The organism is Candidatus Edwardsbacteria bacterium, assembly GCA_031082425.1.
GTDB lineage: Bacteria > Edwardsbacteria > AC1 > AC1 > EtOH8 > UBA2226.
Window position 1 is genome coordinate 1 of the sequence record JAVHLB010000011.1, and the last position, 22867, is coordinate 22867.

The 22867-nt window shown below is 53.9% G+C and carries 34 protein-coding genes and 1 pseudogene; all 35 read left to right on the forward strand.

Features of this window, described 5'->3' with window-relative positions; genetic code table 11:
- On the forward strand, window positions 1-92 hold a 92-nt coding region (locus RDU76_10175; GenBank protein MDQ7799289.1), incomplete at its 5' end, for a hypothetical protein.
- Between the two features lie 60 nt (window positions 93-152).
- Window positions 153-467 carry a 30S ribosomal protein S10 gene (gene rpsJ, locus RDU76_10180; GenBank protein ID MDQ7799290.1) on the forward strand — a complete coding sequence of 105 codons (315 nt, stop codon included), beginning with the start codon at window positions 153-155 and terminating at the stop codon, window positions 465-467.
- A gap of 57 nt (window positions 468-524) precedes the next feature.
- Window positions 525-1145, forward strand: a complete 621-nt coding sequence (gene rplC, locus RDU76_10185; protein MDQ7799291.1) for a 50S ribosomal protein L3 — start codon at window positions 525-527, stop codon at window positions 1143-1145.
- A gap of 15 nt (window positions 1146-1160) precedes the next feature.
- Window positions 1161-1787 carry a 50S ribosomal protein L4 gene (rplD, locus tag RDU76_10190; GenBank protein MDQ7799292.1) on the forward strand — a complete coding sequence of 209 codons (627 nt, stop codon included), beginning with the start codon at window positions 1161-1163 and terminating at the stop codon, window positions 1785-1787.
- Window positions 1784-2068 carry a 50S ribosomal protein L23 gene (gene rplW, locus RDU76_10195; GenBank protein MDQ7799293.1) on the forward strand — a complete coding sequence of 95 codons (285 nt, stop codon included), beginning with the start codon at window positions 1784-1786 and terminating at the stop codon, window positions 2066-2068. The genes rplD and rplW overlap by 4 nt, the downstream gene beginning before the upstream one ends.
- A 39-nt stretch (window positions 2069-2107) precedes the next feature.
- Window positions 2108-2932, forward strand: a complete 825-nt coding sequence (rplB, locus tag RDU76_10200; protein ID MDQ7799294.1) for a 50S ribosomal protein L2 — start codon at window positions 2108-2110, stop codon at window positions 2930-2932.
- A pseudogene (gene rpsS, locus RDU76_10205) lies at window positions 2932-3198 on the forward strand (30S ribosomal protein S19). Before rplB ends, rpsS begins: the two are co-directional and overlap by 1 nt.
- A 101-nt stretch (window positions 3199-3299) precedes the next feature.
- Entirely contained in the window at window positions 3300-3647 is a 348-nt protein-coding gene (rplV, locus tag RDU76_10210) for a 50S ribosomal protein L22 (protein ID MDQ7799295.1), read from the forward strand.
- Window positions 3648-3665: 18 nt separating this feature from the next.
- A complete protein-coding gene (gene rpsC, locus RDU76_10215) occupies window positions 3666-4313 on the forward strand; it encodes a 30S ribosomal protein S3 (protein MDQ7799296.1) in 648 nt (215 codons plus the stop codon).
- Between the two features lie 36 nt (window positions 4314-4349).
- Window positions 4350-4778: a 50S ribosomal protein L16 gene (gene rplP, locus RDU76_10220; protein MDQ7799297.1), complete on the forward strand. Its 429-nt coding sequence runs from the start codon at window positions 4350-4352 to the stop codon at window positions 4776-4778.
- A complete protein-coding gene (rpmC, locus tag RDU76_10225) occupies window positions 4775-5005 on the forward strand; it encodes a 50S ribosomal protein L29 (GenBank protein MDQ7799298.1) in 231 nt (76 codons plus the stop codon). The genes rplP and rpmC overlap by 4 nt, the downstream gene beginning before the upstream one ends.
- A 5-nt stretch (window positions 5006-5010) precedes the next feature.
- Window positions 5011-5268: a 30S ribosomal protein S17 gene (gene rpsQ / locus RDU76_10230; GenBank protein MDQ7799299.1), complete on the forward strand. Its 258-nt coding sequence runs from the start codon at window positions 5011-5013 to the stop codon at window positions 5266-5268.
- 76 nt (window positions 5269-5344) lie between these two features.
- Window positions 5345-5713 carry a 50S ribosomal protein L14 gene (gene rplN / locus RDU76_10235; protein MDQ7799300.1) on the forward strand — a complete coding sequence of 123 codons (369 nt, stop codon included), beginning with the start codon at window positions 5345-5347 and terminating at the stop codon, window positions 5711-5713.
- 13 nt (window positions 5714-5726) lie between these two features.
- On the forward strand, window positions 5727-6044 hold the full coding sequence (gene rplX, locus RDU76_10240) for a 50S ribosomal protein L24 (protein ID MDQ7799301.1): 318 nt from the start codon (window positions 5727-5729) through the stop codon (window positions 6042-6044).
- 122 nt (window positions 6045-6166) lie between these two features.
- Window positions 6167-6709: a 50S ribosomal protein L5 gene (rplE, locus tag RDU76_10245; protein MDQ7799302.1), complete on the forward strand. Its 543-nt coding sequence runs from the start codon at window positions 6167-6169 to the stop codon at window positions 6707-6709.
- A gap of 63 nt (window positions 6710-6772) precedes the next feature.
- Complete coding sequence (locus RDU76_10250; protein ID MDQ7799303.1) at window positions 6773-6955, forward strand: type Z 30S ribosomal protein S14; 183 nt, start codon at window positions 6773-6775, stop codon at window positions 6953-6955.
- A 33-nt stretch (window positions 6956-6988) separates the two neighbouring features.
- Window positions 6989-7387, forward strand: coding sequence for a 30S ribosomal protein S8 (gene rpsH / locus RDU76_10255; GenBank protein MDQ7799304.1), 399 nt, complete (start codon window positions 6989-6991; stop codon window positions 7385-7387).
- 27 nt (window positions 7388-7414) lie between these two features.
- Window positions 7415-7996 (forward strand): 50S ribosomal protein L6, encoded by a 582-nt coding sequence (gene rplF / locus RDU76_10260; protein MDQ7799305.1) that lies wholly within the window; start codon window positions 7415-7417, stop codon window positions 7994-7996.
- 102 nt (window positions 7997-8098) lie between these two features.
- Window positions 8099-8452, forward strand: a complete 354-nt coding sequence (gene rplR / locus RDU76_10265) for a 50S ribosomal protein L18 (GenBank protein MDQ7799306.1) — start codon at window positions 8099-8101, stop codon at window positions 8450-8452.
- A 22-nt stretch (window positions 8453-8474) separates the two neighbouring features.
- Window positions 8475-9032, forward strand: a complete 558-nt coding sequence (gene rpsE / locus RDU76_10270) for a 30S ribosomal protein S5 (GenBank protein MDQ7799307.1) — start codon at window positions 8475-8477, stop codon at window positions 9030-9032.
- Between the two features lie 70 nt (window positions 9033-9102).
- Window positions 9103-9306, forward strand: a complete 204-nt coding sequence (gene rpmD / locus RDU76_10275; protein MDQ7799308.1) for a 50S ribosomal protein L30 — start codon at window positions 9103-9105, stop codon at window positions 9304-9306.
- Window position 9307: 1 nt separating this feature from the next.
- A complete protein-coding gene (rplO, locus tag RDU76_10280) occupies window positions 9308-9754 on the forward strand; it encodes a 50S ribosomal protein L15 (protein MDQ7799309.1) in 447 nt (148 codons plus the stop codon).
- 61 nt (window positions 9755-9815) lie between these two features.
- On the forward strand, window positions 9816-11129 hold the full coding sequence (gene secY, locus RDU76_10285) for a preprotein translocase subunit SecY (GenBank protein MDQ7799310.1): 1314 nt from the start codon (window positions 9816-9818) through the stop codon (window positions 11127-11129).
- A gap of 3 nt (window positions 11130-11132) precedes the next feature.
- Window positions 11133-11786, forward strand: a complete 654-nt coding sequence (locus tag RDU76_10290; protein ID MDQ7799311.1) for an adenylate kinase — start codon at window positions 11133-11135, stop codon at window positions 11784-11786.
- On the forward strand, window positions 11783-12532 hold the full coding sequence (map, locus tag RDU76_10295; protein ID MDQ7799312.1) for a type I methionyl aminopeptidase: 750 nt from the start codon (window positions 11783-11785) through the stop codon (window positions 12530-12532). Before RDU76_10290 ends, map begins: the two co-directional genes overlap by 4 nt.
- A 50-nt stretch (window positions 12533-12582) precedes the next feature.
- Complete coding sequence (gene infA, locus RDU76_10300) at window positions 12583-12801, forward strand: translation initiation factor IF-1 (protein ID MDQ7799313.1); 219 nt, start codon at window positions 12583-12585, stop codon at window positions 12799-12801.
- Window positions 12802-12838: 37 nt separating this feature from the next.
- Window positions 12839-12952 carry a 50S ribosomal protein L36 gene (rpmJ, locus tag RDU76_10305; GenBank protein MDQ7799314.1) on the forward strand — a complete coding sequence of 38 codons (114 nt, stop codon included), beginning with the start codon at window positions 12839-12841 and terminating at the stop codon, window positions 12950-12952.
- A 38-nt stretch (window positions 12953-12990) separates the two neighbouring features.
- Window positions 12991-13374: a 30S ribosomal protein S13 gene (gene rpsM, locus RDU76_10310; protein MDQ7799315.1), complete on the forward strand. Its 384-nt coding sequence runs from the start codon at window positions 12991-12993 to the stop codon at window positions 13372-13374.
- Between the two features lie 44 nt (window positions 13375-13418).
- Window positions 13419-13808, forward strand: coding sequence for a 30S ribosomal protein S11 (rpsK, locus tag RDU76_10315; GenBank protein ID MDQ7799316.1), 390 nt, complete (start codon window positions 13419-13421; stop codon window positions 13806-13808).
- Window positions 13809-13898: 90 nt separating this feature from the next.
- On the forward strand, window positions 13899-14528 hold the full coding sequence (rpsD, locus tag RDU76_10320; GenBank protein ID MDQ7799317.1) for a 30S ribosomal protein S4: 630 nt from the start codon (window positions 13899-13901) through the stop codon (window positions 14526-14528).
- Between the two features lie 80 nt (window positions 14529-14608).
- A complete protein-coding gene (locus tag RDU76_10325) occupies window positions 14609-15598 on the forward strand; it encodes a DNA-directed RNA polymerase subunit alpha (protein ID MDQ7799318.1) in 990 nt (329 codons plus the stop codon).
- 42 nt (window positions 15599-15640) lie between these two features.
- Complete coding sequence (rplQ, locus tag RDU76_10330) at window positions 15641-16153, forward strand: 50S ribosomal protein L17 (GenBank protein MDQ7799319.1); 513 nt, start codon at window positions 15641-15643, stop codon at window positions 16151-16153.
- 778 nt (window positions 16154-16931) lie between these two features.
- Complete coding sequence (locus RDU76_10335) at window positions 16932-17282, forward strand: hypothetical protein (GenBank protein MDQ7799320.1); 351 nt, start codon at window positions 16932-16934, stop codon at window positions 17280-17282.
- Window positions 17283-17545: 263 nt separating this feature from the next.
- The gene (locus tag RDU76_10340) at window positions 17546-21910 is read left to right on the forward strand and encodes an RHS repeat-associated core domain-containing protein (GenBank protein ID MDQ7799321.1); all 4365 of its coding nucleotides are present in this window, start codon (window positions 17546-17548) and stop codon (window positions 21908-21910) included.
- A gap of 9 nt (window positions 21911-21919) precedes the next feature.
- Window positions 21920-22816 carry a hypothetical protein gene (locus RDU76_10345; GenBank protein MDQ7799322.1) on the forward strand — a complete coding sequence of 299 codons (897 nt, stop codon included), beginning with the start codon at window positions 21920-21922 and terminating at the stop codon, window positions 22814-22816.
- Window positions 22817-22867 lie beyond the last annotated feature (51 nt).

A 22867-nucleotide genomic window follows, 5' to 3' on the forward strand; every position in this document is an offset into this window, starting at 1 on the left:
CCCCCATCGCCATGGAGAAGGGCCTGAAGTTCGCCATCCGCGAGGGCGGCCGCACCGTGGGCGCCGGAACCGTCACCGAGATAATGGAATAGGACTGCCCTCCCGGCAACGGAGAGGGAAATATTTGGAAATCAGATAAAAGGAATATAAAGGTGTCAGTTCAAAGCATCAGAATAAAACTTAAGGCCTATGATCACGCGGTGCTGGACCAGTCGGTGGCCGAGATCGTCAACACCGCCAAACGGACCGGAGCCAGGATCTCCGGCCCCATACCCCTGCCGACCAAGAAGACGATCTATACCGTCAACCGTTCCACCCATGTCGACAAGAAATCGCGGGAGCAGTTCGAACGGAGGATCCACAAAAGGCTGATAGATATTCTCAACTCCACCCCCCAGACCATCACTGCCCTGACCAAGCTGGAGCTTCCGGCCGGGGTGGATATCGAGATCAAGAGCGGCCTGTAAGTTTTACCGGCCTACCCCACAGAATCAAGAATTCAGAATCGATAATAAGGCTATATCATGAACGCAATGATCGGCAGAAAGATCGGGATGACCCAGGTGTTCGGCGAGAGCAACGTCATGGTTCCGGTGACGGTGCTGGAGGTCGGGCCCTGCGTGGTCACCCAGATCAAGACCAAGGACAAGGACGGCTACAGCGCCGTTCAGCTGGGATTCGGATCCAAGAAGCCCGGCAAGGTGAACAAACCAACCAGCGGCCATCTGGCCAAATCCAAGGCCCAGCCGGTCCAGGTGATGCAGGAGTTCCGGGTTGATGATACGGCGGGCTATCAGCTGGGCCAGGTGATAACCGCTGATATTTTTGCCGCCGGCGACAGGATCAAGGTGGCCGGTACCACCAAGGGGAAAGGCACCGCCGGCGTTATGAAGCGCCATAAATTCCACGGCGGACCTGCCAGCCACGGGCAGACCGACCGCAACCGCCATGCCGGAGCCGTCGGCTCGGGCTCGTCCCCGGGCCGGGTGTATCCCGGCACCAAGATGGCCGGGCACATGGGGGATGTTAAATTCTCGGTCAGGAACCTGAAGGTGGTCAAAGTAGATCAGTCCAAGAACATTATTCTGGTCAAGGGAGCGGTACCCGGAGCTCCGGACGGAATCTTGTCAATCCATAAGATATAAGGAAAGCATTCATCAATGTTATCTGTAAATCTGTTCGATGATAAGGGGAAGAAATCCGGCAGCCTGGAGGTACCGGAGGATGTCTTCGGCACCCGTCCCAATCAGCATCTGCTGTATCTGGCGGTCAGGGAATACCTGGACAACCAGAGACAGGGCACGGCCTGCTCCCAGAATGCGGCCGATGTCCGGGGCGGCGGGAAGAAGCCTTTCAAACAGAAGGGCACCGGCCGGGCCCGCCAGGGCAGCACCAGATCCTCCATCATGGTGGGCGGCTATGCGGCCCACGGCCCGGAGCCCCGGGATCATTACTGGGAGCTTCCCAAAAAATCCCGCCAGGCTGCCCTCCGCTCGGCCTGGTCCGACGGCTTCAAGTCCGGCAAGCTGGGCGTGATAGAATCGCTTAAGACCACCGGCAAGACCAAGGAGATGGTGGAGCTGTTCAAGACCATGGAGATGGGCGGGCAGAAAGTCCTGCTGCTGGACGAGATCCATTCCCCGGAGGTCCGCAAATCAGGACGCAACATCCCGGGTCTGACCTTAAAACCGGTCAGGGAGGTCAATCCCTACGATATCATCAAGGCCGACAAGGTGATCCTTACCAGGAAGGGCCTGGAAGCCGTAAAGGAGGCATTCGCCAAATGAACTACCGAATCATCATCAGACCGCTGATCACCGAGAAGATCACCAACCTCCGCGAGGAATTCAATCGTTACGGTTTCGAGGTGTCCCGGGATGCCAATAAGCACCAGATAAAGCAGGCGGTGGAAACGCTGTTCAAGGTCAAGGTCAAGGAAGTGACCACCATGAATGTGATGGGCAAGACCAAGCGCCTGGGGCGCAACCAGGGGAAGAGGCCGGACTGGAAGAAGGCCATTGTCACCCTGGCCAAGGACCAGAAGATAGAGATGATCGAAGGCATTTAAAATAATTCCGGGATATAAAATTTAGGAGAACTTCGTTAGATGGCTATCAAATCATATAAACCGACCACCCCGGGAATGCGTCATCGCACCGGGTACAGTTTTGACGAGATCACATCATCAAAACCAAAAAAGTCTTTATTGTCATCGCTGAACAAATCGGGCGGACGCAACAGCCACGGGCGGGTGACCGCCGATCACCGGGGCGGCGGCCATAAAAGGGCCTACCGGCTGATAGATTTCAAGCGCAATAAATTCGCCATTCCGGCCACCGTGGCCGCCATTGAATACGATCCCAACCGTTCCTGCCGCATAGCGCTGCTGAAATACGCCGACGGCGAATGGCGCTATATCATCGCTCCCCTGGGACTGACGGTGGGCGACAAGATCCTGTCCGGCTCAGGCATCGATATCAAGGTCGGCAATTGCATGCCCCTGTCCGAGATCCCCCTGGGCAGCGCCATCCATAACATCGAGCTCAAAAAGGGCAAGGGCGGGCAGATGGTCCGGACCGCCGGCGGCTCGGCCCAGCTGATGGCCAAGGAAGGGGAGAACGCCCACCTCCGGCTGCCGTCGGGCGAGGTCCGCCTGGTCCGGCTGGAGTGCATGGCCACCCTGGGACAGGTGGGCAACCTGGAGAACGAGAATATTTCCATCGGCAAGGCCGGGCGCAACCGCTGGCTGGGCGTCAAACCCCACAGCCGGGGCGTGGCCAAGAACCCGCACGATCACCCGATGGGCGGCGGCGAGGGAAAATCCTCCGGCGGCAGGCATCCCTGCAGTTCCAAGGGCCTGCTGTCCAAGGGCAAAAAGACCAGAAAGAAGAAGAAGACAACCAGTAAATTCATCCTTAAGAGGAGAAAATAATGTCTCGCTCCCTTAAAAAAGGACCCTATATCGATCCCAAACTGCTGGCCAAGATCGAGGCCCTGGCGGCCTCAGGGGAAAAGAAGGTCATCAAGACCTGGGCCCGGCGCTCCATGGTGCCACCCGAATTCGTCAGCTATACCATCGCGGTCCACAACGGCAATAAATTCATCCCGGTATATATCACCGAAAATATGGTGGGGCACAAGCTGGGCGAATTCGCGCCCACCCGGACCTTCCGCAAGCACGGGGCGGTCGGCAAGGAAGTGGACAAAAAGAAAAGGACCGAGACCACTACCGCCGCCATACCGGCAGCTGCAGCGGCGGCCCCGGCGGCCACCAAGGCATAAGGAGCGACAGATAGAAGATGGAAGCATTATCCAGAAAAAGGCATATCCGGGTCACCCCCCGGAAGATGAGGGCGGTGGCCGACCTGATCCGGGGCAAGAAATGCAACGAGGCCCTCTCGATCCTCAAATTCGTCCCCAAATCTGGCAGCCCCCACCTGGCCAAGGCCGTCAAATCGGCGGTGGCCTCGGCGGTGGAGACCGCCGGCAACGCCAAGGCCGATCCCGATACCCTCAGGATATCCGAGATCAGGGTGGACGAGGGCATCATCATGAAGCGGTTCCGCCCCCGGGCCCGGGGCCGGGCCGACCGCCGGCTGAAGCGCACCAGTAATCTCTTGGTTCGGGTTTCCGACCAGGCTAAATAAATTAACGGAGGTAAAGGTTTGGGTCAGAAGACACATCCCATAGGGTTAAGGCTGGGGATCATCAAGACCTGGGACTCCAGGTGGTTCGCCAAGAATGATTTTGCCAGCCTGCTGGAGGAGGACGAGAGGATCCGGCGCTACCTGCGGCAGAAGCTGATGAATGCCAGCATTTCCAAGATAGAGATCGAAAGGACATCCAAGCGGGTGACGGTGACCATCCACACTTCCCGGCCGGGCATCGTCATCGGCCGCAAGGGCGGCGAGATCGAGAAGCTTAAGGCCGAGATCCAGCACCTGACCGCCCAGAAGGAGGTCCACCTGAACATCGCCGAGATAAAGGTGCCCGAGATGGACGCCCGCCTGGTGGCCGACAATATCGCCCGCCAGCTGGAACAGCGGATCTCCTTCCGCCGGGCCATGAAGAAGGCCGTTCAGAGCACGTTACGAATGGGGGCCTACGGGATCAAGATCGCCTGCGGCGGGCGCCTGGGAGGGGCCGAGATCGCCCGGACCGAAAGCTACCGCGAGGGCCGGGTGCCGATGCACACCCTCCGGGCCGATATCGATTACGCCACCTCCACCTCGCACACCACCTTCGGCTGCATCGGGATCAAGGTCTGGATATTCAAGGGCGAGGTGCTGGGCAAGCAGGCGGTAGCCAAATAGGAATAATTAACCGACTTTCTGGAGTTGTAAAATACTATGTTGATGCCAAAGCGGGTAAAACACCGCAAACAAAGAAGGGGACGCCGGTGCGGCCTGGCCACCAGGGGACATTACGTAGCCTTCGGTGAATTCGGCCTCCAGTCGCTGGATGCCGCCTGGATCACCGACCGGCAGATAGAGGCGGCCCGGGTGGCCATGACCAGGTTCATCAAGAGGGGCGGCCGGGTCTGGATCAGGATCTTTCCCGACAAACCGGTGACCTCCAAACCGGCCGAGACCAGGATGGGCAAGGGCAAAGGGGCCCCCGACCACTGGGTGGCCGTGGTCAAGCCGGGCCGGGTGATGTTCGAGATCGGCGGGATCCCAGAGGCCACCGCCAAGAAAGCCATGCTGCTGGCTTCCCACAAATTGCCCATTAAAACCAGGATGGTTCCGCGCCATCGCCATATCGAGGTGACGAAATGAAGAAGACCAAAGAGCTCCGGGAGATGACCCGGGCCGAAGTGGAGCAGAAGCTGAAGGAGGAGACCGAGGCCAACTTCAACCTGAAACTGCGCCGCAACACCCAGCAGATCCCCAATCCCCTGCAACTTAGGCACACCCGCCGTTCGGTGGCCCGGATGAAGACGGTTCTCAACGAGGACCTCAAGAGCATCCGCAAACTGGCCGCCGGCGCCGGATCGAAGGAGTAGAACAGATGGCAGAGAGAAATTTAAGAAAGACCAGGATCGGCAAGGTGGTGGGAGACAAGATGAACAAGACCATCATTGTGGCTGTGGAGCGAAGGGTCAAGCATCCCCTGTACAGCAGGGTGGTCAAAAGGACCACCAAATATTACGCCCATTCCGAGGACCAGTCGGCCAAGCTGGGCGATACCGTCAGGATCATAGAGACCAAGCCCATTTCCAAGACCAAGCGCTGGCGCCTGGTGGAAGTGATGGAGAAGGCCAAGTAGTCATCAATCGTTATATTTAAACCAAATATAAGATAAAACAATCCCTGAAAAAACGGGGCAGCAAGGCAGGAAAAATATGATTCAACAATATACCAGGGTAAATATCGCCGACAACTCCGGCGCCAAGAAGGCCATGTGCATCCAGGTGATGGGCGGCCATTTCCGCCGCTATGGCTCGGTGGGCGACATCATCAAGGTGGCCGTCAAGGACGTGTTGCCCGGCGGGGCCATCAAAAAAGGCGAGGTGGCCAGGGCGGTGATCGTCCGGACCAGGAAGGAGATCCGCCGCAAGGATGGTTCCTACATCCGGTTCGACGATAACGCTGCGGTGATCATCGACGACAAGAACGAGCCCAAGGGCACCCGTATTTTCGGCCCGGTGGGGCGGGAGCTGAGGGACCGTCAGTTCATGAAGATCATCTCTTTGGCCCCGGAAGTGATATAGGAGCGGATGTAAAATGAAGATCAAAAAAAGCGACAGCGTCATAGTAATAGCCGGCAATGACAAGGGCAAGAAGGGAAAGGTCCTGAAGATTTTGCCGGTCAAGGGACGGGCCATCGTGGAGGGGGTGAATTTCGTCAAGCGCCATACCAAGCCCCGCAAACAGGGCGAGAAAAGCGGGATCCTGGAGAAGGAGGCGGCGATAAACCTCACCAACCTGATGGTGGTCTGCACCAAGTGCGACAAGGGGGTCAGGGTGGGCACCCGGACCCTGGCCGACGGCAAGCGGGCCAGGATCTGCAAAGCTTGCGGCGAGATGCTGGACAAAGAATAGGTCGTTGGGTTTCCCACCAAGTACACTAAAATAATTTACTCTTATATATTTGGCGTTTTTTGTGGGACAAAGAATAGGTCAGAAGTTACCGTAGTAAGATCATACAAAAAATTAGGAACAAAATGGCAAGATTAAGAGAGAAATACACCAAGGAAGTCAAGCCGGCCCTGGTCAAAAAATTCGGATACAAGAGCGTGATGCAGGCCCCCCGCCTGGAGAAGGTGGTGGTCAACATGGGCTTGGGCGAGGGCACCCAGGACCCCAAACTGGTGGAGGCCGCCGCCAAGGACCTGGGCACCATCACCGGCCAGAAGCCCTCCATCCGCAAAGCCAAGAAATCCATCGCCACCTTCAAGCTGCGGGCCGGGGTGCCCATCGGCGCCATGGTGACCCTGCGGGGCAACATCATGTACGAATTTATCGACCGGCTGCTCAACGTGGCCATCCCCCGCATCCGCGACTTCCGGGGCGTGCCCACCAGGTCGTTTGACGGCCGGGGCAACTACACCCTGGGGGTCAAGGAGCAGATCATCTTCCCCGAGATCAACTACGACAAGATCGTCAAGGTCTTCGGCATGGACATCACCATCGTCACCACCGCCAAGACCGACGAGGAGGCCAAGGAACTGCTGCGCCTGATGGGCATGCCGTTCCAGCAGAAGTAGCCGCCGCCCGCACCAGACGGTTTTAATAAAACAGAACATATAACCAGGAAGGAATAACAACCTATGGCCAGAAAGGCTATGATCGAAAAGGCTGCCAGGCCAAAATATCAGGTGAGACAGCATAATCGCTGCAACCGCTGCGGCCGCTCCCGGGCATATTACCGGGATTTCGGCTTATGCCGCATCTGCCTGAGGGAACTGATACTGCGGGGCGAGGTCCCGGGCCTGACCAAAGCCAGCTGGTAATTCGATTCTAAAGAATTTTAGGAGAATAACGATATGTCGATGACCGATCCCATTGCCGATATGCTGACCAGGATCCGAAATGCGGGCAAAGCCAAACTAAAGAAGGTGGACATCCCGTCATCCAAGATGAAGCTGGGGATCACCAAGATCCTGATGAAGGAGCGCCTGATCTCCAACTTCAAATATATCACCGACGACCGGCAGAATATCATCCGGGTCTACATTAGATACGACGATAAGGGCAGCCATTTCATCAAGGGGCTGAAAAGGGTCAGCACCCCGGGCCTGAGGGTCTACGCCCCCGGGGACAAACTGCCCAAGGTGAAGAGCGGAACCGGCCTGGCCATTATCTCCACCTCCCAGGGCCTGATGAAGGACAAGGATGCCCGCAAGAGCGGGGTGGGCGGCGAAGTAGTCTGTTACATCTGGTAATTGATAGTTTTTTTAAGGAGAAATGAAGTGTCTCGGGTTGGAAAAAAACCAATAAACTTGCCCCAGGGGGTCAAGGCCGAAATAAAAGCCGGCTCGGTCAAAGTGACCGGCCCCAAGGGGTCCATAGAACAGCCCTTCCACCCCAACATCAAGGTGGCGCTGGAGGGCGATAACTTGACGGTATCCCGGAACAGCGACGAGAAGTTCGACCGGGCTTTGCACGGATTGACCCGGGCCCTGCTGGCCAACGCGGTCACCGGGGTGAGCCGGGGCTTCCAAAAAGTGCTGCAGGTATACGGTATCGGCTACAAGGCGGTGATAGAGCCCAAGGGCCTGACCCTGTCGCTGGGATATTCCCACACCGTCTTCCTGCCCAAGCCGGACGGCATAGATTTTGAGATCCAGGACCAGCCGCTGCTGAAGGTCAAGGACAAGACCTATCAGACCAGCATCGTGGTCAAGGGCATCAATCGCCAGACGGTGGGGGAGGTGGCGGCCGCCATCAGGCAGTTCCGCAAGCCGGAGCCCTACCAGGGCAAGGGGATCCGCTACCAGGATGAGGTCGTCCGCCGCAAGGCCGGCAAGGCCGCCGCGGGGGCCGGCGGGTAACGGATCAGGGCGTCCCAAAATATATTCACCGGGCTTTGGCAGAAGTAAGCCATAACGGATCAGCCTTCAAACCGAAAATCCCTATTAACCGGATATACGAAGATGTCAGATAAAGCAAAACAGATCAGAGATGCCAGGATCAGGCGTCACATCAGAATTCGCCGCAAGGTCAGGGGGACCGGGGAGCGTCCCCGGCTGTGCGTGTTCCGCAGTTCCAAACACATCTATGCCCAGATCATCGACGATTTCAACCACAAGACCCTGGCCTCCACCGGGCGGCTGGAGCACACCGACAGCGGCAAGATAGCCGAGAGCAAGCTGGTGGGCCAGAGGATCGCCAAACTGGCCATGGACAAGGGGATCACCCAGGTGATCTTCGACCGAGGGGGGTACATCTACCACGGCCGGGTCAAGGCCTTGGCCGAAGCAGCCAGAGAAGCAGGTTTAAAATTCTAAAGCTATTTTAGGAGATAAGATTTTGGCAAAGATAAACTTAAATTCCCTGGGCGATATCAAAGAGCAGGTGGTGCACATCAACCGGGTGGCCAAGGTGGTCAAAGGCGGCAAGCGCTTTGGCTTCACGGCCCTGGTGACGGTGGGCGACGGCAACGGACATGTGGGCATCGGCAAGGGAAAGGCCCGCGAGGTATCGGAGGCCATCCGCAAGGCCACCGAGGATGCCAAGAAGAGCATCTCCCACTACTCCATCGCCGACGGCAAGATCCCCTATCAGGTCCTGGGAAAATACGGCGCCAGCCAGGTGGTCCTGCGCCCCGCCGGGCCGGGCACCGGAGTGATAGCCGGCAACGTGGTCCGCTCGGTCCTGGAGGCCTGCGGGGTCACCGACATCCTGACCAAGAGCCTGGGCTCCAACAACCCCCATAACCTGGTCAAGGCCACCCTGAACGGGCTGAAGCAGCTGCGCCTGCCCCAGGATATCATGGCCGAGAGGTTCAAGGATAAGGAGGCCAAGCCCGCCGCCAAACCGGCTGAAATCAAGCCGGCCGAAGCCGAGCCGGAAGCGCCGGCCCAGTAGCAAGCCAACCGATCCATCTGCAGGCCAGCCCCTGCCATGTTATAAATGATTTGTCAGTGAGGAATTTTCCGTGTCAAAAACAAAGAAGCTAAGAATAACCCAGGTCCATTCCACCATCGACCGCACCGAGAAGCAGAAGAAGATCGTCCGATCGCTGGGCATCAGGAAACTCTACCATACGGTGGAGCAGAACGATACCCCCCAGATCAGGGGAATGGTCAAAAAGATCGAGCACCTGCTGAAAGTGGAAGAGATCGCCGAAGGAGCCAAGTAACATGAATCTTAACGATATCAGGCCGGCCAAGGGCTCGGTCAAGAACAGCAAACGGCGGGGCTGCGGGACCGGCTCCGGACACGGCGGCACCTCCACCCGGGGGCACAAGGGGCAGAAATCACGGGCCGGCTCGGGGGCCAAGGTCCCGGCCTGGTTCGAGGGCGGCCAGATGCCGCTGCAGCGCCGGCTTCCCAAACGGGGTTTCACCCCGCTGAAGAGAAGGGCCTATCAGCTGGTGGACATATCCACCTTGGCCAAGATCTCCGGGGCCAAGGAGATCGATCCGGCCTACCTGGCCAAGAAAGGGCTGATCAAAAGCACCCAGAAGCCGGTCAAGATCCTGGGCAAGGGCGAGCTCAAGAACGCCCTGACCGTCAAGGCCAGCGCCTTCTCCGACGGCGCCCGGAAATCTATAGAGGCCGCCGGGGGCAAGGCCGAGGTAGCCTAAACCTCAGCCCCACGCTTGGCCCAAGAATTTAATTGCTAATTTACAGTAATGGATTTGGGTGATGTTTGAAAAGATAAAAAATATATTCAATATCCCGGAGCTCAGGAGGAGGATCCTTTTCACCATGGCCCTGCTGGTGGTCTACCGGATCGGCGGGCACCTGCCCACCGCCGGCATCGACACCCAGGTCCTGGCCGAATTCTTCCGGGCCCAGCGGGGCACCCTGTTCGGGATGTACGACCTGTTCGTGGGCGGAAACCTGAGCCGGGCCACCATCTTCGCCCTGGGGATCATGCCCTACATCACCTCCTCCATCATCATGCAGCTGATGGGCGCGGTGATCCCCTTCCTGGAGAAACTGCAGAGGGAGGGCGAGCAGGGCCGCAAGAAGATCAACCAGTACACCCGCTATGCCACGGTGGGCCTGGCCCTGGTCCAGTCCTACGGCATCTCGCTGTTCCTGGAGAGCCTGGCCCCCAACGGGGTCCCGGTGGTCCCCAACCCCGGCTTCGGATTCAAACTGATAACCGCCATCACCATGACCGCCGGCACCATCTTCGTGATGTGGCTGGGGGAGCAGATCACCGAGCGGGGCATCGGCAACGGCATATCCATGATCATTTTCATCGGCTGTTTGGATGCCATCCCCAGCGACCTGCTGAACACCTACACCTCACTAAAGGGCGGGGCCATCGGCATCATCCCCCTGGTCCTGATCGGGATCCTGATGATCCTGGTCACGGCCTCGGTGGTGCTGATGACCCAGGGGGCCCGGAAGATCCCGGTGCAATATGCCAAGCGGGTGGTGGGCCGGAAGGTTTACGGCGGGCAGAGCACCTACATCCCGCTGGGCTTCAACACCGCCGGGGTGATCCCCATCATCTTCGCCCAGAGCGTGCTGTCCTTCCCCATGACCCTGGGGACCTTCATCAAGGGCGAGTGGGCCCAGAACCTGACCGCCATGTTCTCGCCGGGGGCCTTTCTCTACAACCTGATCTACGGACTGATGATCATCTTCTTCGCCTATTTCTACACCGCCATCGTCATCAACCCGGGCGACATGGCCGACAACATGAAAAAGTACGGCGGGTTCATCCCCGGCATCCGGCCGGGCTCCAAGACCGCCGAATATATCGAACGGATCCTGACCCGGATCACCCTGCCGGGAGCCATATTCTACGCCCTGATCGCAGTGTTGCCCACCATTCTGATGAAGGCCGCCCACATCCCGTTCTACTTCGGCGGCACCACATTGCTGATCATCGTGGGGGTGGCCCTGGACACCCTGCAGCAGATAGAATCCCACCTGCTGATGAGACATTACGAAGGCTTTATAAAGAAGGGCAAGATCTCCGGCCGGTCCGGAAGGATGTAGCCCATGAGAATAGTCCTGTTCGGGGCCCCGGGCTCCGGCAAGGGGACCCAGGCGGCTTTTATCAGCCGGGATCGCGGGATACCGCATATCTCCACCGGCGACATGCTCAGGGAGGCCGCCAGGAACGGGACGGAGGTGGGGTTAAAGGCCAGATCCTTCATGGACCGCGGGGCCTTGGTCCCGGACCAGGTGATGATCGAGGTGGTGGCCCAGCGGCTGGAAAAGGATGACGCCCAAAAAGGGTTTTTACTGGACGGCTTCCCCCGGACGGTGGAACAGGCCGAAAAGCTGGATGAGATCCTAAAGCTCCGGGGAATGAGCATCGATGTTGTTCTCTGGCTGGAGGTGGACGACCGGGAGCTGGTGAAAAGGCTGACCTCCCGACGGACCTGCCCGGGATGCGGGGCGATCTACAACCTTCTGTTCCAGGCCCCAAAAAACCCGGACAGATGCGATAAATGCGGGTCGGCCCTGGACCAAAGGGTGGACGATCAGCCGGCCACCGCAGAAAAAAGGCTGGAGGTCTACCAACAGCAGACCTCCCCGCTGAAGGATTATTACCTCTCGCGCGGCATCCTCAAAAAGATGGACGGCTCCAAAACCCCCGACGAGGTATACCGTTCTTTAAAAGAAACCCTGTGGTCCGGGCGGGAATGATAATCATCAACAGCAGCTCCGATATCTCCCGGATCAGGGAGGCCGGCAAGATAATCGCCGGCCTGTGGGATGTTTTTAAAAATTCCGTTGCCCCGGGCATATCAACCCTGGAGCTGGATGGCCTGGCCTGCGATTTCATCAGGCAGCGGGGCGGGGAATGCGCCTTCAAGGGCTACCGCAACTATCCTGCCAACCTGTGCATCTCCATAAACCATGAGGTGGTTCACGGCATACCCCGGGCCGACCGGAAGATGAAATCGGGCGACCTGGTGGGGATAGACGTGGGGGTCCGCAAGGCGGGCTTCATCGCCGACGCCGCCCGGAGTTACCTGGTGGGCGACAGCCCCTCGCCGGAGGCCTTGAAGCTGATGGCGGTGACCCGGCAGTCGCTGGAGCTGGGGATCGAGCAGGCCCGGGCCGGCAACAAGGTCACCGACATCTCCAAGGCCGTCCAGCGGACGGCCGAGAACGCCGGATTTTCGGTGGTGCGGGAGCTGTGCGGCCACGGGGTGGGGGCCAGCCTCCACCAGGAGCCGGAGATCCCCAACTATTTCCGGCCCGGCGACAGCCCGGTGCTCAAAGTCGGGATGTCGCTGGCCATCGAACCGATGATAAACACCGGGAAATCCGATGTAAAGTTCCTGTCCGACGGCTGGACGGTGGTGACCAGGGACGGCAGTTTGTCGGCCCATTTTGAGGACACGGTGATAGTCACCGACGGAGACCCGGAGATAGTCACCAGATAGGGCGACCAGCCGGTAGCGATAACCCAACAACATCAGTAACCAAGGAGTGCATGGCCAAACAGGAAGGGATACAGGTGGAAGGAACGGTGGTGGAGAATCTGCCCAACGCCACCTTCAGAGTGGAACTGCCCAATGGTCATAAGATACTGGCCCATATCTCCGGGAAGATGAGGATGCATTTCATCAAGATCCTTCCCGGCGACAAGGTGACGGTGGAGCTTTCTCCCTACGACCTGACCCGGGGCCGGATAGTGTACCGTTTCAAGTAAAAAACAGTCCGTTAAGAATAAAGGGGAATGGGATAAAATGAAAGTAAGGGCTTCGATAAAGAAGATCTGCGAACACTGCAAAATGATCCGCCGCAAGGGGGTCTTAAGGATCATCTGCAAGAACCCCCGCCATAAGCAGCGGCAGGGCTAGTTAAATTTTTAAGCGTTTATATTTAAGGAGGCAATAAGGTGGCCAGAATCGCTGGTGTTGATCTTCCCCGCGAGAAGCGGATAGAGGTAGGGTTAACCTATATTTTCGGTATCGGCCCGACTTCCGCCAAGAAGATACTTTCGGCAGGCAAGGTCGATCCCAATAAACGGGTCAAGGACCTCACCGAGGACGAGGTGGGGCGGCTGCGCTCCATCATCGAGGCCGAGCACAAGGTGGAGGGCACCAAGCGGACCGAGGTGGCCCTGTCGATCAAGCGCCTGATGGAGATCGGCTGCTACCGGGGCATCCGGCACCGCCGGGGCCTGCCGGTCAGGGGCCAGCGCACCAAGACCAACTCCCGGACCAGGAAGGGGCCCAAGAAGGCCGGGGTGGTCAAGAAGAAGGCCCCGCCCAAGAAGTAAGATAAACTTTTCAGCGGTTAACACTTTCGATATAAAGGGGAAAAATGGCTGAGGATAAAAAAAGCCAAAAGAAAAAAGAGAAGAAGATAGAGTCGGCCGGGATAGCCCATATCCAGTCGACCTTCAACAATACCATCGTCACCATCACCGACAAGAACGGCAACGTGATCGCCTGGGCCTCGGCCGGCAAGGCCGGGTTCAAGGGTTCCCGCAAATCCACCCCCTTTGCCGCCCAGGTGGCCGCCGAGAGCTGTGCCAAGATCGCCCTGGGGCTGGGCATGCAGCGGGTGGAGGCCTGGGTCAAGGGCCCCGGCGGCGGACGGGAATCGGCCATCCGCTCCTTGCAGGCGGCCGGACTCAACATCAGCGTCATCCGCGACGTCACCCCGGTGCCGCACAACGGCTGCCGGGCCCCCAAGAGGAGACGGGTCTAAACAGACCCGGCTGGGTAATTTCGACCGGGGGGTATGAAAAGCGACCAGGGATAATTTTCAAGGAAATCATTAAGGAGGTTTTTTACACAGATGGCCAGATATACGGACGCCAGATGCAAACTGTGCCGCCGCGAGGGCACCAAGCTGTTTTTGAAGGGCGAGCGCTGCAATTCCGCCAAATGCGCCTTTGAGAAGAGGAGCTATCCTCCGGGCGAGCGCGGCAAAGAGGTCAACCGCAAGCCTTCGGGCTACGCCATCCATCTCCGGGAAAAGCAGAAGGTGCGCCGCATCTACGGCATCCTGGAACGCCAGTTCCGGGGATACTTCGACAAGGCCTCCCGCATGAAGGGGGTCACCGGCGAGAACCTGCTGTCGCTGCTGGAGAGGCGGATGGACAACGTGGTCTTCCGGATGGGGATGGCCCCCTCCCGCTCGGCCGCCCGCCAGCTGGTGGGCCACAAGCATTTCCTGGTGAACGATAAGGTGGTGAACATCCCCTCCTACCTGATCAAGCCGGGGGACGTAATCAAGGTCAAGGACAAGAGCAAAGAGAACATCATCATCAAGGAATCTCTGGATAAGAATAAAAGCCGAGCCCTGGTATCCTGGCTGAAGTACGAGCCGGCCACCATGAGCGGCAGCCTGCTTAACGTGCCGACCCGGGACACCATCGGATTGCCGATCAACGAGCAGTTGATCATCGAGCTCTATTCCAAGTAGGCCTTAACTGCCTGGCCGGCCGCCGGTAAAAAAGCGGCGGGCTCAACCTTCAACCGTTTAACAAGGGGGCAGACTTAACCATGAGATGGAAAAGTTTACAGATGCCGAAAGGCATTATCATAGATGAAGCCAACAATACCGACATTTTCGGACGTTTTACCGCCGAACCCCTGGAGCGCGGCTACGGCCTGACCCTGGGCAACGCCCTGCGCCGGGTCCTGCTGTCCTCCATCACCGGGTCGGCAGTGGTGGCGGTCAAGATCGAGGGGGTGCTGCACGAGTTCTCCACCATCCCCGGCATCATGGAGGATGTCACCGAGATCGTGCTCAACCTGAAGCAGCTGCGGATCCGGCTGCATTCCGAGCATCCCAAGACCGTCTACCTGAAGGCCCAGACCAAGGGCCGGATCACCGCCGCCCAGATCGAGGGCGACCCCGATGTGGAGATCCTGAACCCCGAGTTGCACCTGGCCACCCTGTCCGAGGACGGCAGCCTGAAGATGGAGTTGACGGTGGATCACGGCCGGGGATACGTGCCGGCCGAGGTGTTCCGCAAATCGTACAACACCATCGGTCTGATCCCGCTGGATGCGGCCTTCTCCCCGGTCTCCAAGGTGAACTTCCACGTGGAGAACTGCCGGGTGGGCGAACGCACCGACTACGACCGCCTGATACTGGAGGTCCACACCGACGGTTCCATCAAGCCGGACATGGCGGTATCCTACGCCGCCAAACTGCTGCAGGACCACATCGGGCTGTTCCAGTCCTTCGGCGACAAGCCCGACGAACTGCGGGAGGATGCGGTGGACAACGACCTGCTGAAGATGCGGGACATGCTCAACAAGCCGGTGGAGGAGCTGGAGCTGTCGGTCCGCTCGGCCAACTGCCTGAGGGCCAACAATATCAACACCCTGGGCGACCTGGTGCAGAAGACCGAGAGCGAGATGCTCAAATACCGCAATTTCGGGCGCAAATCGCTGGCCGAACTGTCGGTGATCCTCAAGGCCATGAGCCTGAGCTTCGGGATGAAGGTTGACCAATTCCTGGAAACCAAGAAGAAATCCAAGTAAACAACATTTTTAGACTACTTTTCTTAAGTAGAATGGAGATCAATGAGACACCGTAAAGATACCGTCAAATTAAGCCGCACCCGGTCCCACCGGGCCGCCTTGGTCAGCAACATGGTGACCTCCCTGTTCAAATACGAGCGGATAAAGACCACCATCACCAAGGCCATGGTCATCCGGCGCGATGCCGAGCACATGATCAGCATCGCCCAGAAGGGCACCCTGGCCGCCCGGCGCCAGGTGGCCACCGTGGTCAAGGACCAGGCGGTGCTGAAAAAACTGTTTGACGTCATCGTCCCCCGGATGAAGGACAAGAGATCCGGCTTTATCTCCATAGTAAAGCTGTGGCCCCGCCACGGCGACGCCGCCCTGCTGGCCCAGATGGAGCTGTTCGGCGCCCCGGACAAGGTGAAGCCAGAGGAGGCCGGGAAGAAGGCCAAGGCCGCCCCCAAGAAGAAGGCCGAGAAGAAGGAAGAGGGCGAGAAGAAGGCCCCCAAGGCCAAAAAGGAAAAGCCGGAGAAGAAGGCAGTAAAGAAAGAGGCCAAGAAAGCCGAGTAATATCCTTTGAATGATACGGGCGCAGGGTGATTTTCACCTTGCGCCTTTTTTATTTATCAAACGGAGAAAATAGTTAGCAGAGGAATACATCAGCCTGAATCTGCCCCTGGCGCAACGTTGTTACTTTCTTGTGACCAAGAAAGTAACCAAAGAAGTCACAACCGCCCAGTTGCGCGGCGGGCAGGGCGTTTGCTCCGGCATCCATTGGACCAGAGCCGGCAGAAAGCAGATAACGCACTGAATGCTTTTTCGGAGCTGCGGCAATGCCGCTCCACTGAAGGCGGGGACCAGAAAGCCAGGAAATTTGTGCCTATTAGCGGTTTCATTTTATCCGAGCACAGTCGTGAAATTGTTAGCTGCGCAGGGTGATTTTCATCTTGCGCCTTTTTTGTCTGCCAGAAAATAATGCTTGACAGGATATGGCAATAATGATACTATGCTATAAAGTTTGGTATACGGCAAAATAATGAATAAAATCGCGAACATATATTTATTTGGCATATACCTTGCCAGACCAGACCAGACCAGACCAGACCAGACCAGACCAGACCAGACCAGACCAGACCAGTTATATAAGTCATTACCAACAGAAAACGTCCCGCCTTGCTTCCCACAAAGAAGCAGGGCGGGTTTTTTGTTTTAACCCAACCCCGTCCCTTCCCTCGAGGGAAGGGAGAAAGGCTAGGTTGAACAAGAGCCTGCACTGAGTAATGCTTATTATTATTTAGCTTGCGAAGTGGTGAGGTCAAAACCATAAACCACAAAGGTGGTGAATGTAATGGCAATAAGAATTGGACGCAGCTTTGCTGATCTGATAAGCATATTGAAGCAGGTCACGGCCGGCCTTAAATCGGCTGGCGGAGACGCCAAGCAAAAGGCTTATGCCGTGGAACTGGGAAAATATTTGAGCGCTTTGCGGACGCTGGATGAAAAGCAGGAAAAGGCCAAGGCCGAACTGCATGCCCTTTCCAAGGATCTGAAGAAGAACGAGACCGAGGTGAGGTTATTACTGGGCAAGGTGGTCAGTTATCTGGAATCGGAATACGGCAAATCCTCGCCGGAGTTGCAGAAATACGGGGTGGCCCGAAGGCAGCCGGGAGGGAAGAAGGGTCCCAGGGTAAAAGCTTAGGGAATTAGACGAATATTCTACGGTACCTAAAGGCGGTATTCGCGTATTATGAAGAGGTATTACAGTATCAGGCCGTGATACTGCAATACCATGGCAAGAGATCAGCGTATCTTGCCATAATACGCCAGTACCAGGGCATGATACCCGAGTATCTTGCCTTGATACGCCAGTATTACGATGACAACCCAAAATACACCTGAAAGGGAAATTTTAATAAGTGTAAAAATTTACTTCTAATTATAGGTTTAAAGGAGTTTTTTAACATGAAAAAACTAACATTATTTAGCACGATGCTTGTGTTGTCGTTTTCTAATTCGTTTGCTGCTTTTGGAATTAAGTATGTTCCAATAAAAGATACAATATTATTATCACCTGGTGAATCATTTTCTGGTAGCGTGTATCGTTATGCTTGGTCGAACGAACCTGGTTGGTACACCTTTATAGATGATTGTATACGCCCATTGTTTGATCAAAATTTATCTTTTAATAGTGGTTGGCCTTATACGCCAGATACGGGAAATAATAATATTCATGTCAGAGGGATAGATTCTGATAGTACTTGGGGTTTAAATGCACCTAGTACACACTATGCAAGCGGATTTTGCACATATTCACTATGGATTGATCCAGATGCAACCCCAAGTAGTACTTTATATGCAGTGCATGTTTTGTCGGGGAGTGCAGATATTGGGAATGCAGTTTATTTTAAAGTTGTTGCAAAAAAACCTAAGGGATGCGATGTCGTGGGCAATCCAGTGTCTGCATTATATGGCAATAAAATAATTGAAGAAAGTGATATATTATTTAAAGATATTAATTTTATTAGAAAATATTCAAAGAATATGAAAACCAATAGCGAAAGCGATAAATACTGGAGAAAGCCATTTGGCAGCATAGATTGGAATCATAGCTGGAATATATATTTAACAAGAAGTATGAATAATGATACTATTATTTTGGTAGATGGTGTTAATGGTTGGAACAAGTTTTTACGTATTTCGGGTAGTACAAAATATTTATCGGAACGACAAGACGGAAATTATTTAGACAGTATTACTGGCGGCGGCTGGTACATAAATAAATCGAATGGGACCAAGTATAGATTCAATATTTATGGCGCATTGGATAGCATAATTATGAATAATAGTAAATACTATAAACTTTGGCATGCTGCAGACAGCACATACCTTGATAGCATTTCAGATTATGGCGGTAGCAATCTAACTCTACGCTATAATGCTTTAAATCAATTATCAAGGTTGTTTTATGATTCTTTAGAAAGTTATATTGAATATAGATATGATACAACAAGAGCTGGCATGAATATTAGTCAAGTAATTTCTCATATTAACAGCGATGGTTCAGTGAATATTTTAAGCAGATATTATTACAATGGCGATATTACGAAAAGTATAAACGAGGATTATGGTTCTGGCAAATTGTCTGTATATCAGAAGGGACTTGGCTTTATAGATACAATCTATAGAGGTAGCAATAAAAAGAATGATCGTCTTTGTTGCTGGTATGATTCAACTAATAACAAATTATGTTATCAGGAAATGATAAAAGGCGATAACGATACTGACATAACAAACGATGAGGTGGTTTATAGGGCTTATATAAAATATTTCTTCAACTCATCAACTACTACAGGATATGACAGTACTAAAGTATACTACTGGGAAGAAAACTCGATAATAGGTGCACATGATCCTACTAATCACAACTTTAATCCTCAGGACAGTCTTGCGGCCTGGACCGATAACGAGAGGTATTTTATCCGAACGCTGATTTTCAACAAGGACGGCACCAAATACAAGGATATGACCTATAGCCCCGTCACCGGGCTTACTGTTACTACCATGGATACGCTTTATGACAAAGATTACAATCCCGGCCTGGTTATAGGCCCCAACAATGACAGCACTAAATATTATTATTCACACTACCATAGCCCCGGCGATACCACCACCCGCTACTGGCCCAGCCCGGAACGAGTGATTTATCCCAACGGGGATACGACAAGGACCTACTACTCGGCCAAGGGCGACAGCAACTACCGCCTGCCGGATTCCACCATTGACGAGGCGGGCAAAAGAACCTACCACTATTACGACGCTTCCAACAATTATGTGGACACGGCCACGGTCTACAAAAACAGGGTGCTGGCCGATGGGGAAGGTTCGCAACACGACGTGACCACCAGATACCACTACAGCTCCAACGGAAATCTTTTAGAGGCATTGGATCCGTTGGATAAAAAGACCATCATGCACTACGCCCCTGGGGATACTGGGCTTTACTTGACGGAACAGCGGATAGATATGGCACCAACCGGGGAGGGGAACGAGGATATAGTTACGCATTATGGCTACAACTTGACACTTGGGACATTAGATACTATGACATTTTATAGAGATTATCCCAATAATCCCAGCCGAACCTATTATACCTACGACCAGTTCAAGCATTTAGTAAAAACCGTGTATCCCGATACCACCAAGGATTCCATGGTTTACGACCTAAAAGGGAACCTACTCAAAAAATACACCATCAAGACCGATACCCTGTTCAAGGCCGAGTACGAGTATGACCCGCACGATCATCTGACCAAGCTTAAGGAATACCGTTCGCCCAACGATTCGGCCAACGCTTTTGATTCCACCTTGTATTCATATAATCTACATGACCGGATGAGTTCCCAGACCAACGCTCTGGGCAATATTATCAATTATACTTACTGCATGGACCGGCTGGTCAAAATAGCCTACCCCGATACCACCTACGACAGCCTGGGTTACTGGGCCGGGGGTGATCTTAAATTCAAATTGGACCGCAAGGGGCAGGTGATCGGATATGTATATGATGAAATAGGTGATTGCGGATGCATGTCTACCAGCCGGTCAAGATTGGTAAAGAAGAGGTATTACAATAACTGGACGGCTTATCAGGCCAACTCGGCAGCCGATTCGGTGATCTACGATTACGACCAGGTTGGCAATCGCACAATAATGGTTGACAAAAACGGAACCACGCTGTATTCTTACGATGATATGAATAGGCTAAAAACCGATTCCTGCGGCTACCTGAATGCCAAGACCACCTACCAATACGATTTGGCCGGCAACCGCACCCAGATGACGGTCACCCAGGGGGACAACACCGGCAATGTCTATCTGGAACAAAACTATGACAATTACGATGCGGCCAATCGGGTGGGCCGGACAATTGCCACCGGCGACACTTTTGATCTTAGTTACTGGGATACCGGGATGCCCAAGGGAATAACCTACCGGACCGACCCCGGATATTCAATAGAAGAGAAGTACTATCTGTCCACTCGCGGTTATATTGATTCTATACGTAGCGGATACTGCGAGGATGGTTTCACTTGGTTGTGGTGGTTCAAGAATAAGTACACCTATAACGGCCTGGGGGACCGTCTCACCAATTACGTTTACATGACCAGACCCGGAACGACCACGCTCTCCGGCACGATCAACTATTCCTACGACGGCTTACGAAGGCTGAAGCAGGTGAAGAACCCCACCGGGTTTAACAGCGGCGATACCCTTACCTATACGTATGATGCCGCCGGCAACCGGACCTTCCGGGACAGCAGGAAATCCAGCGATGTGTATTATTATTACAATAACGCTAATAATCAAATGACCGGTGGCGCTTCGGCGGATTATCTATACGATGATAACGGCAATATGACCGGCAAGGAGCAGGGCGAAACGTTTTGGAGTTATTCTTACGACTACGAGAACCGGCTGACAAAAGTGAAGCAGGGTTCTGACAGCACTCTGTTCTATTACAACGGCGACGGGCAAAGGTTAAAGAAAGTTTGCACTGGGGACACCAACACCCAATATATTCCTGACGGCATGTATTCTGCGGTGGAAAGGACCAGCGGAGGGAGGTTAAGATACAAGTACGTTTATGCCAATGGAATGCTTTTAGCCAGGTTAGACAGCACCGGGAGGAAGTATTACTACCACCACGATGCCCTGGGCAGTACCGTTGGTATAAGCGACAGCAATTACGCTGTTTATAAGAGTTACCTATATGACGAGTTTGGTGATAGCCTGGGAACCTGGGGTTCTACACCTTATAATACATACAGGTACACCGGGCAGGAGTACGACGGAAAGCCTGCGTATGCATATAACTTGAGAGCAAGGGAGTATTGCCCCAAGCTTGGAAGGTTTATGCAAAACGACCCGATAGGGGATAAGGGCGGTTCGGTTAACTGGTATTTGTATGTGGCAAATAATCCGCTGAATGCCACCGATCCCACGGGGAAAGTCGTAACATATTGTTGGGGTTGGGTAAATGGCATACCTCATGGTTGGCTTGATGTAAATGGTAAAAGCCGTGGTTTTTATCCTAAGAAAGGCCTGGAGCCACTCGTTGTGTTATTTCCTTCAACAAACTTCCCTGGTGAAATAAGGCCTGATAATACCTCTAATTGTAAACCAATATTAATTGCGAATAACAATTGTTATGATGACTGCGTTACTAGAGCATTAGATGTATTCGACAACTCTCCGCCACAATTTAATTTTGCATTCAATAATTGTCATCACGTGGCGCTGCTGATCTGGAATTATTGTGTGAAATAGGAGGTGAAAATGAAGTATTTGTTATACCTCTTATTAGCACTATCGTTGGTTGGATGCGTTAATCCATCACCTAAACCCAAAGGTAGAATATATATAAATGACTATCATTTCATTATTTTGAGCGATTTTAATAACAATGTGGTAGATACCATTGTAAGAACACGTCCGGACGGCTTGTTTTATCACGACGTTTATTTTGATTCCATATGTTTCAGCAAAATCATAGGATGGCCTAAAACAAAAAGGGCATCGTGGTGTTATGACTTGTATCTATTACATAAAAATAAAGTGGATACGTTGATATATGAAATGCCGGCGAAATTATCAAATATAAAATTCTCGCCGGATGGTAAGTGTATTGCATTATTATATTCTGTATACGATAACAATGCGCGTGCTTTTCTTAAACCCTCATGCGCAGTTTTCTATTTAGAAAAAAGGGGCTACAGTACAATACTTGAACATATGCTTGCCTTAGGTGGCATATCTTGGGCAAAGGACGGCCAATCGATTTATATGGCTACTTTTGATGGCAATATTGTCAGAGTAGATTTGCAGGGTAAAATATTGGACACAATTTGCAATGGCTATGCTCCAGCTGTATCACCTGATGGAAGAACAATGGCCTTTACTAAGGATCGTTCAATTTATCTATTGGATCTATCAACAAAGAAGAAAAGAAGAGTTGCATCAAAACTATCGCTTTATATACCACATGAGCCGCAGTATATTGATTTAGCTTGGTCGCCTGATTCAAAATATCTTTTGTATCAGGGCCAATATATTTTAGCGTACTTAACTGACTGGTCTTCCCAATATGTGTATATACCACTTGAAGGATGGGGTTTGCCTAAAATGGTGGCAAATATAACGGCACGCGGCTATGGTGCGGCCTGGGTGCCGTAATTACTGTCTTCTTTTAACTTAGAAGCCCCGCCGAATGGCGGGGCTTTTGTG

What these genes read in the sequence shown, in the direction of transcription:
- RDU76_10345 (MDQ7799322.1), top strand. Translation starts at nt 21,920, where the DNA reads ATGAAGTATTTGTTATACCTCTTATTAGCACTATCGTTGGTTGGATGC.
- rpmC (MDQ7799298.1), top strand. Translation starts at nt 4,775, where the DNA reads ATGAAGAAGACCAAAGAGCTCCGGGAGATGACCCGGGCCGAAGTGGAG.
- rpsD (MDQ7799317.1), top strand. Translation starts at nt 13,899, where the DNA reads ATGGCCAGATATACGGACGCCAGATGCAAACTGTGCCGCCGCGAGGGC.
- rpsQ (MDQ7799299.1), top strand. Translation starts at nt 5,011, where the DNA reads ATGGCAGAGAGAAATTTAAGAAAGACCAGGATCGGCAAGGTGGTGGGA.
- secY (MDQ7799310.1), top strand. Translation starts at nt 9,816, where the DNA reads ATGTTTGAAAAGATAAAAAATATATTCAATATCCCGGAGCTCAGGAGG.
- RDU76_10325 (MDQ7799318.1), top strand. Translation starts at nt 14,609, where the DNA reads ATGAGATGGAAAAGTTTACAGATGCCGAAAGGCATTATCATAGATGAA.
- rplV (MDQ7799295.1), top strand. Translation starts at nt 3,300, where the DNA reads ATGGAAGCATTATCCAGAAAAAGGCATATCCGGGTCACCCCCCGGAAG.
- map (MDQ7799312.1), top strand. Translation starts at nt 11,783, where the DNA reads ATGATAATCATCAACAGCAGCTCCGATATCTCCCGGATCAGGGAGGCC.
- infA (MDQ7799313.1), top strand. Translation starts at nt 12,583, where the DNA reads ATGGCCAAACAGGAAGGGATACAGGTGGAAGGAACGGTGGTGGAGAAT.
- rplO (MDQ7799309.1), top strand. Translation starts at nt 9,308, where the DNA reads ATGAATCTTAACGATATCAGGCCGGCCAAGGGCTCGGTCAAGAACAGC.
- rpsH (MDQ7799304.1), top strand. Translation starts at nt 6,989, where the DNA reads ATGTCGATGACCGATCCCATTGCCGATATGCTGACCAGGATCCGAAAT.
- RDU76_10340 (MDQ7799321.1), top strand. Translation starts at nt 17,546, where the DNA reads ATGAAAAAACTAACATTATTTAGCACGATGCTTGTGTTGTCGTTTTCT.
- rplD (MDQ7799292.1), top strand. Translation starts at nt 1,161, where the DNA reads ATGTTATCTGTAAATCTGTTCGATGATAAGGGGAAGAAATCCGGCAGC.
- RDU76_10290 (MDQ7799311.1), top strand. Translation starts at nt 11,133, where the DNA reads ATGAGAATAGTCCTGTTCGGGGCCCCGGGCTCCGGCAAGGGGACCCAG.
- rplB (MDQ7799294.1), top strand. Translation starts at nt 2,108, where the DNA reads ATGGCTATCAAATCATATAAACCGACCACCCCGGGAATGCGTCATCGC.
- rplQ (MDQ7799319.1), top strand. Translation starts at nt 15,641, where the DNA reads ATGAGACACCGTAAAGATACCGTCAAATTAAGCCGCACCCGGTCCCAC.
- rplC (MDQ7799291.1), top strand. Translation starts at nt 525, where the DNA reads ATGAACGCAATGATCGGCAGAAAGATCGGGATGACCCAGGTGTTCGGC.
- RDU76_10250 (MDQ7799303.1), top strand. Translation starts at nt 6,773, where the DNA reads ATGGCCAGAAAGGCTATGATCGAAAAGGCTGCCAGGCCAAAATATCAG.
- rplN (MDQ7799300.1), top strand. Translation starts at nt 5,345, where the DNA reads ATGATTCAACAATATACCAGGGTAAATATCGCCGACAACTCCGGCGCC.
- RDU76_10335 (MDQ7799320.1), top strand. Translation starts at nt 16,932, where the DNA reads ATGGCAATAAGAATTGGACGCAGCTTTGCTGATCTGATAAGCATATTG.
- rplW (MDQ7799293.1), top strand. Translation starts at nt 1,784, where the DNA reads ATGAACTACCGAATCATCATCAGACCGCTGATCACCGAGAAGATCACC.
- rplR (MDQ7799306.1), top strand. Translation starts at nt 8,099, where the DNA reads ATGTCAGATAAAGCAAAACAGATCAGAGATGCCAGGATCAGGCGTCAC.
- rpmJ (MDQ7799314.1), top strand. Translation starts at nt 12,839, where the DNA reads ATGAAAGTAAGGGCTTCGATAAAGAAGATCTGCGAACACTGCAAAATG.
- rplP (MDQ7799297.1), top strand. Translation starts at nt 4,350, where the DNA reads ATGTTGATGCCAAAGCGGGTAAAACACCGCAAACAAAGAAGGGGACGC.
- rplX (MDQ7799301.1), top strand. Translation starts at nt 5,727, where the DNA reads ATGAAGATCAAAAAAAGCGACAGCGTCATAGTAATAGCCGGCAATGAC.
- rpsK (MDQ7799316.1), top strand. Translation starts at nt 13,419, where the DNA reads ATGGCTGAGGATAAAAAAAGCCAAAAGAAAAAAGAGAAGAAGATAGAG.
- rplE (MDQ7799302.1), top strand. Translation starts at nt 6,167, where the DNA reads ATGGCAAGATTAAGAGAGAAATACACCAAGGAAGTCAAGCCGGCCCTG.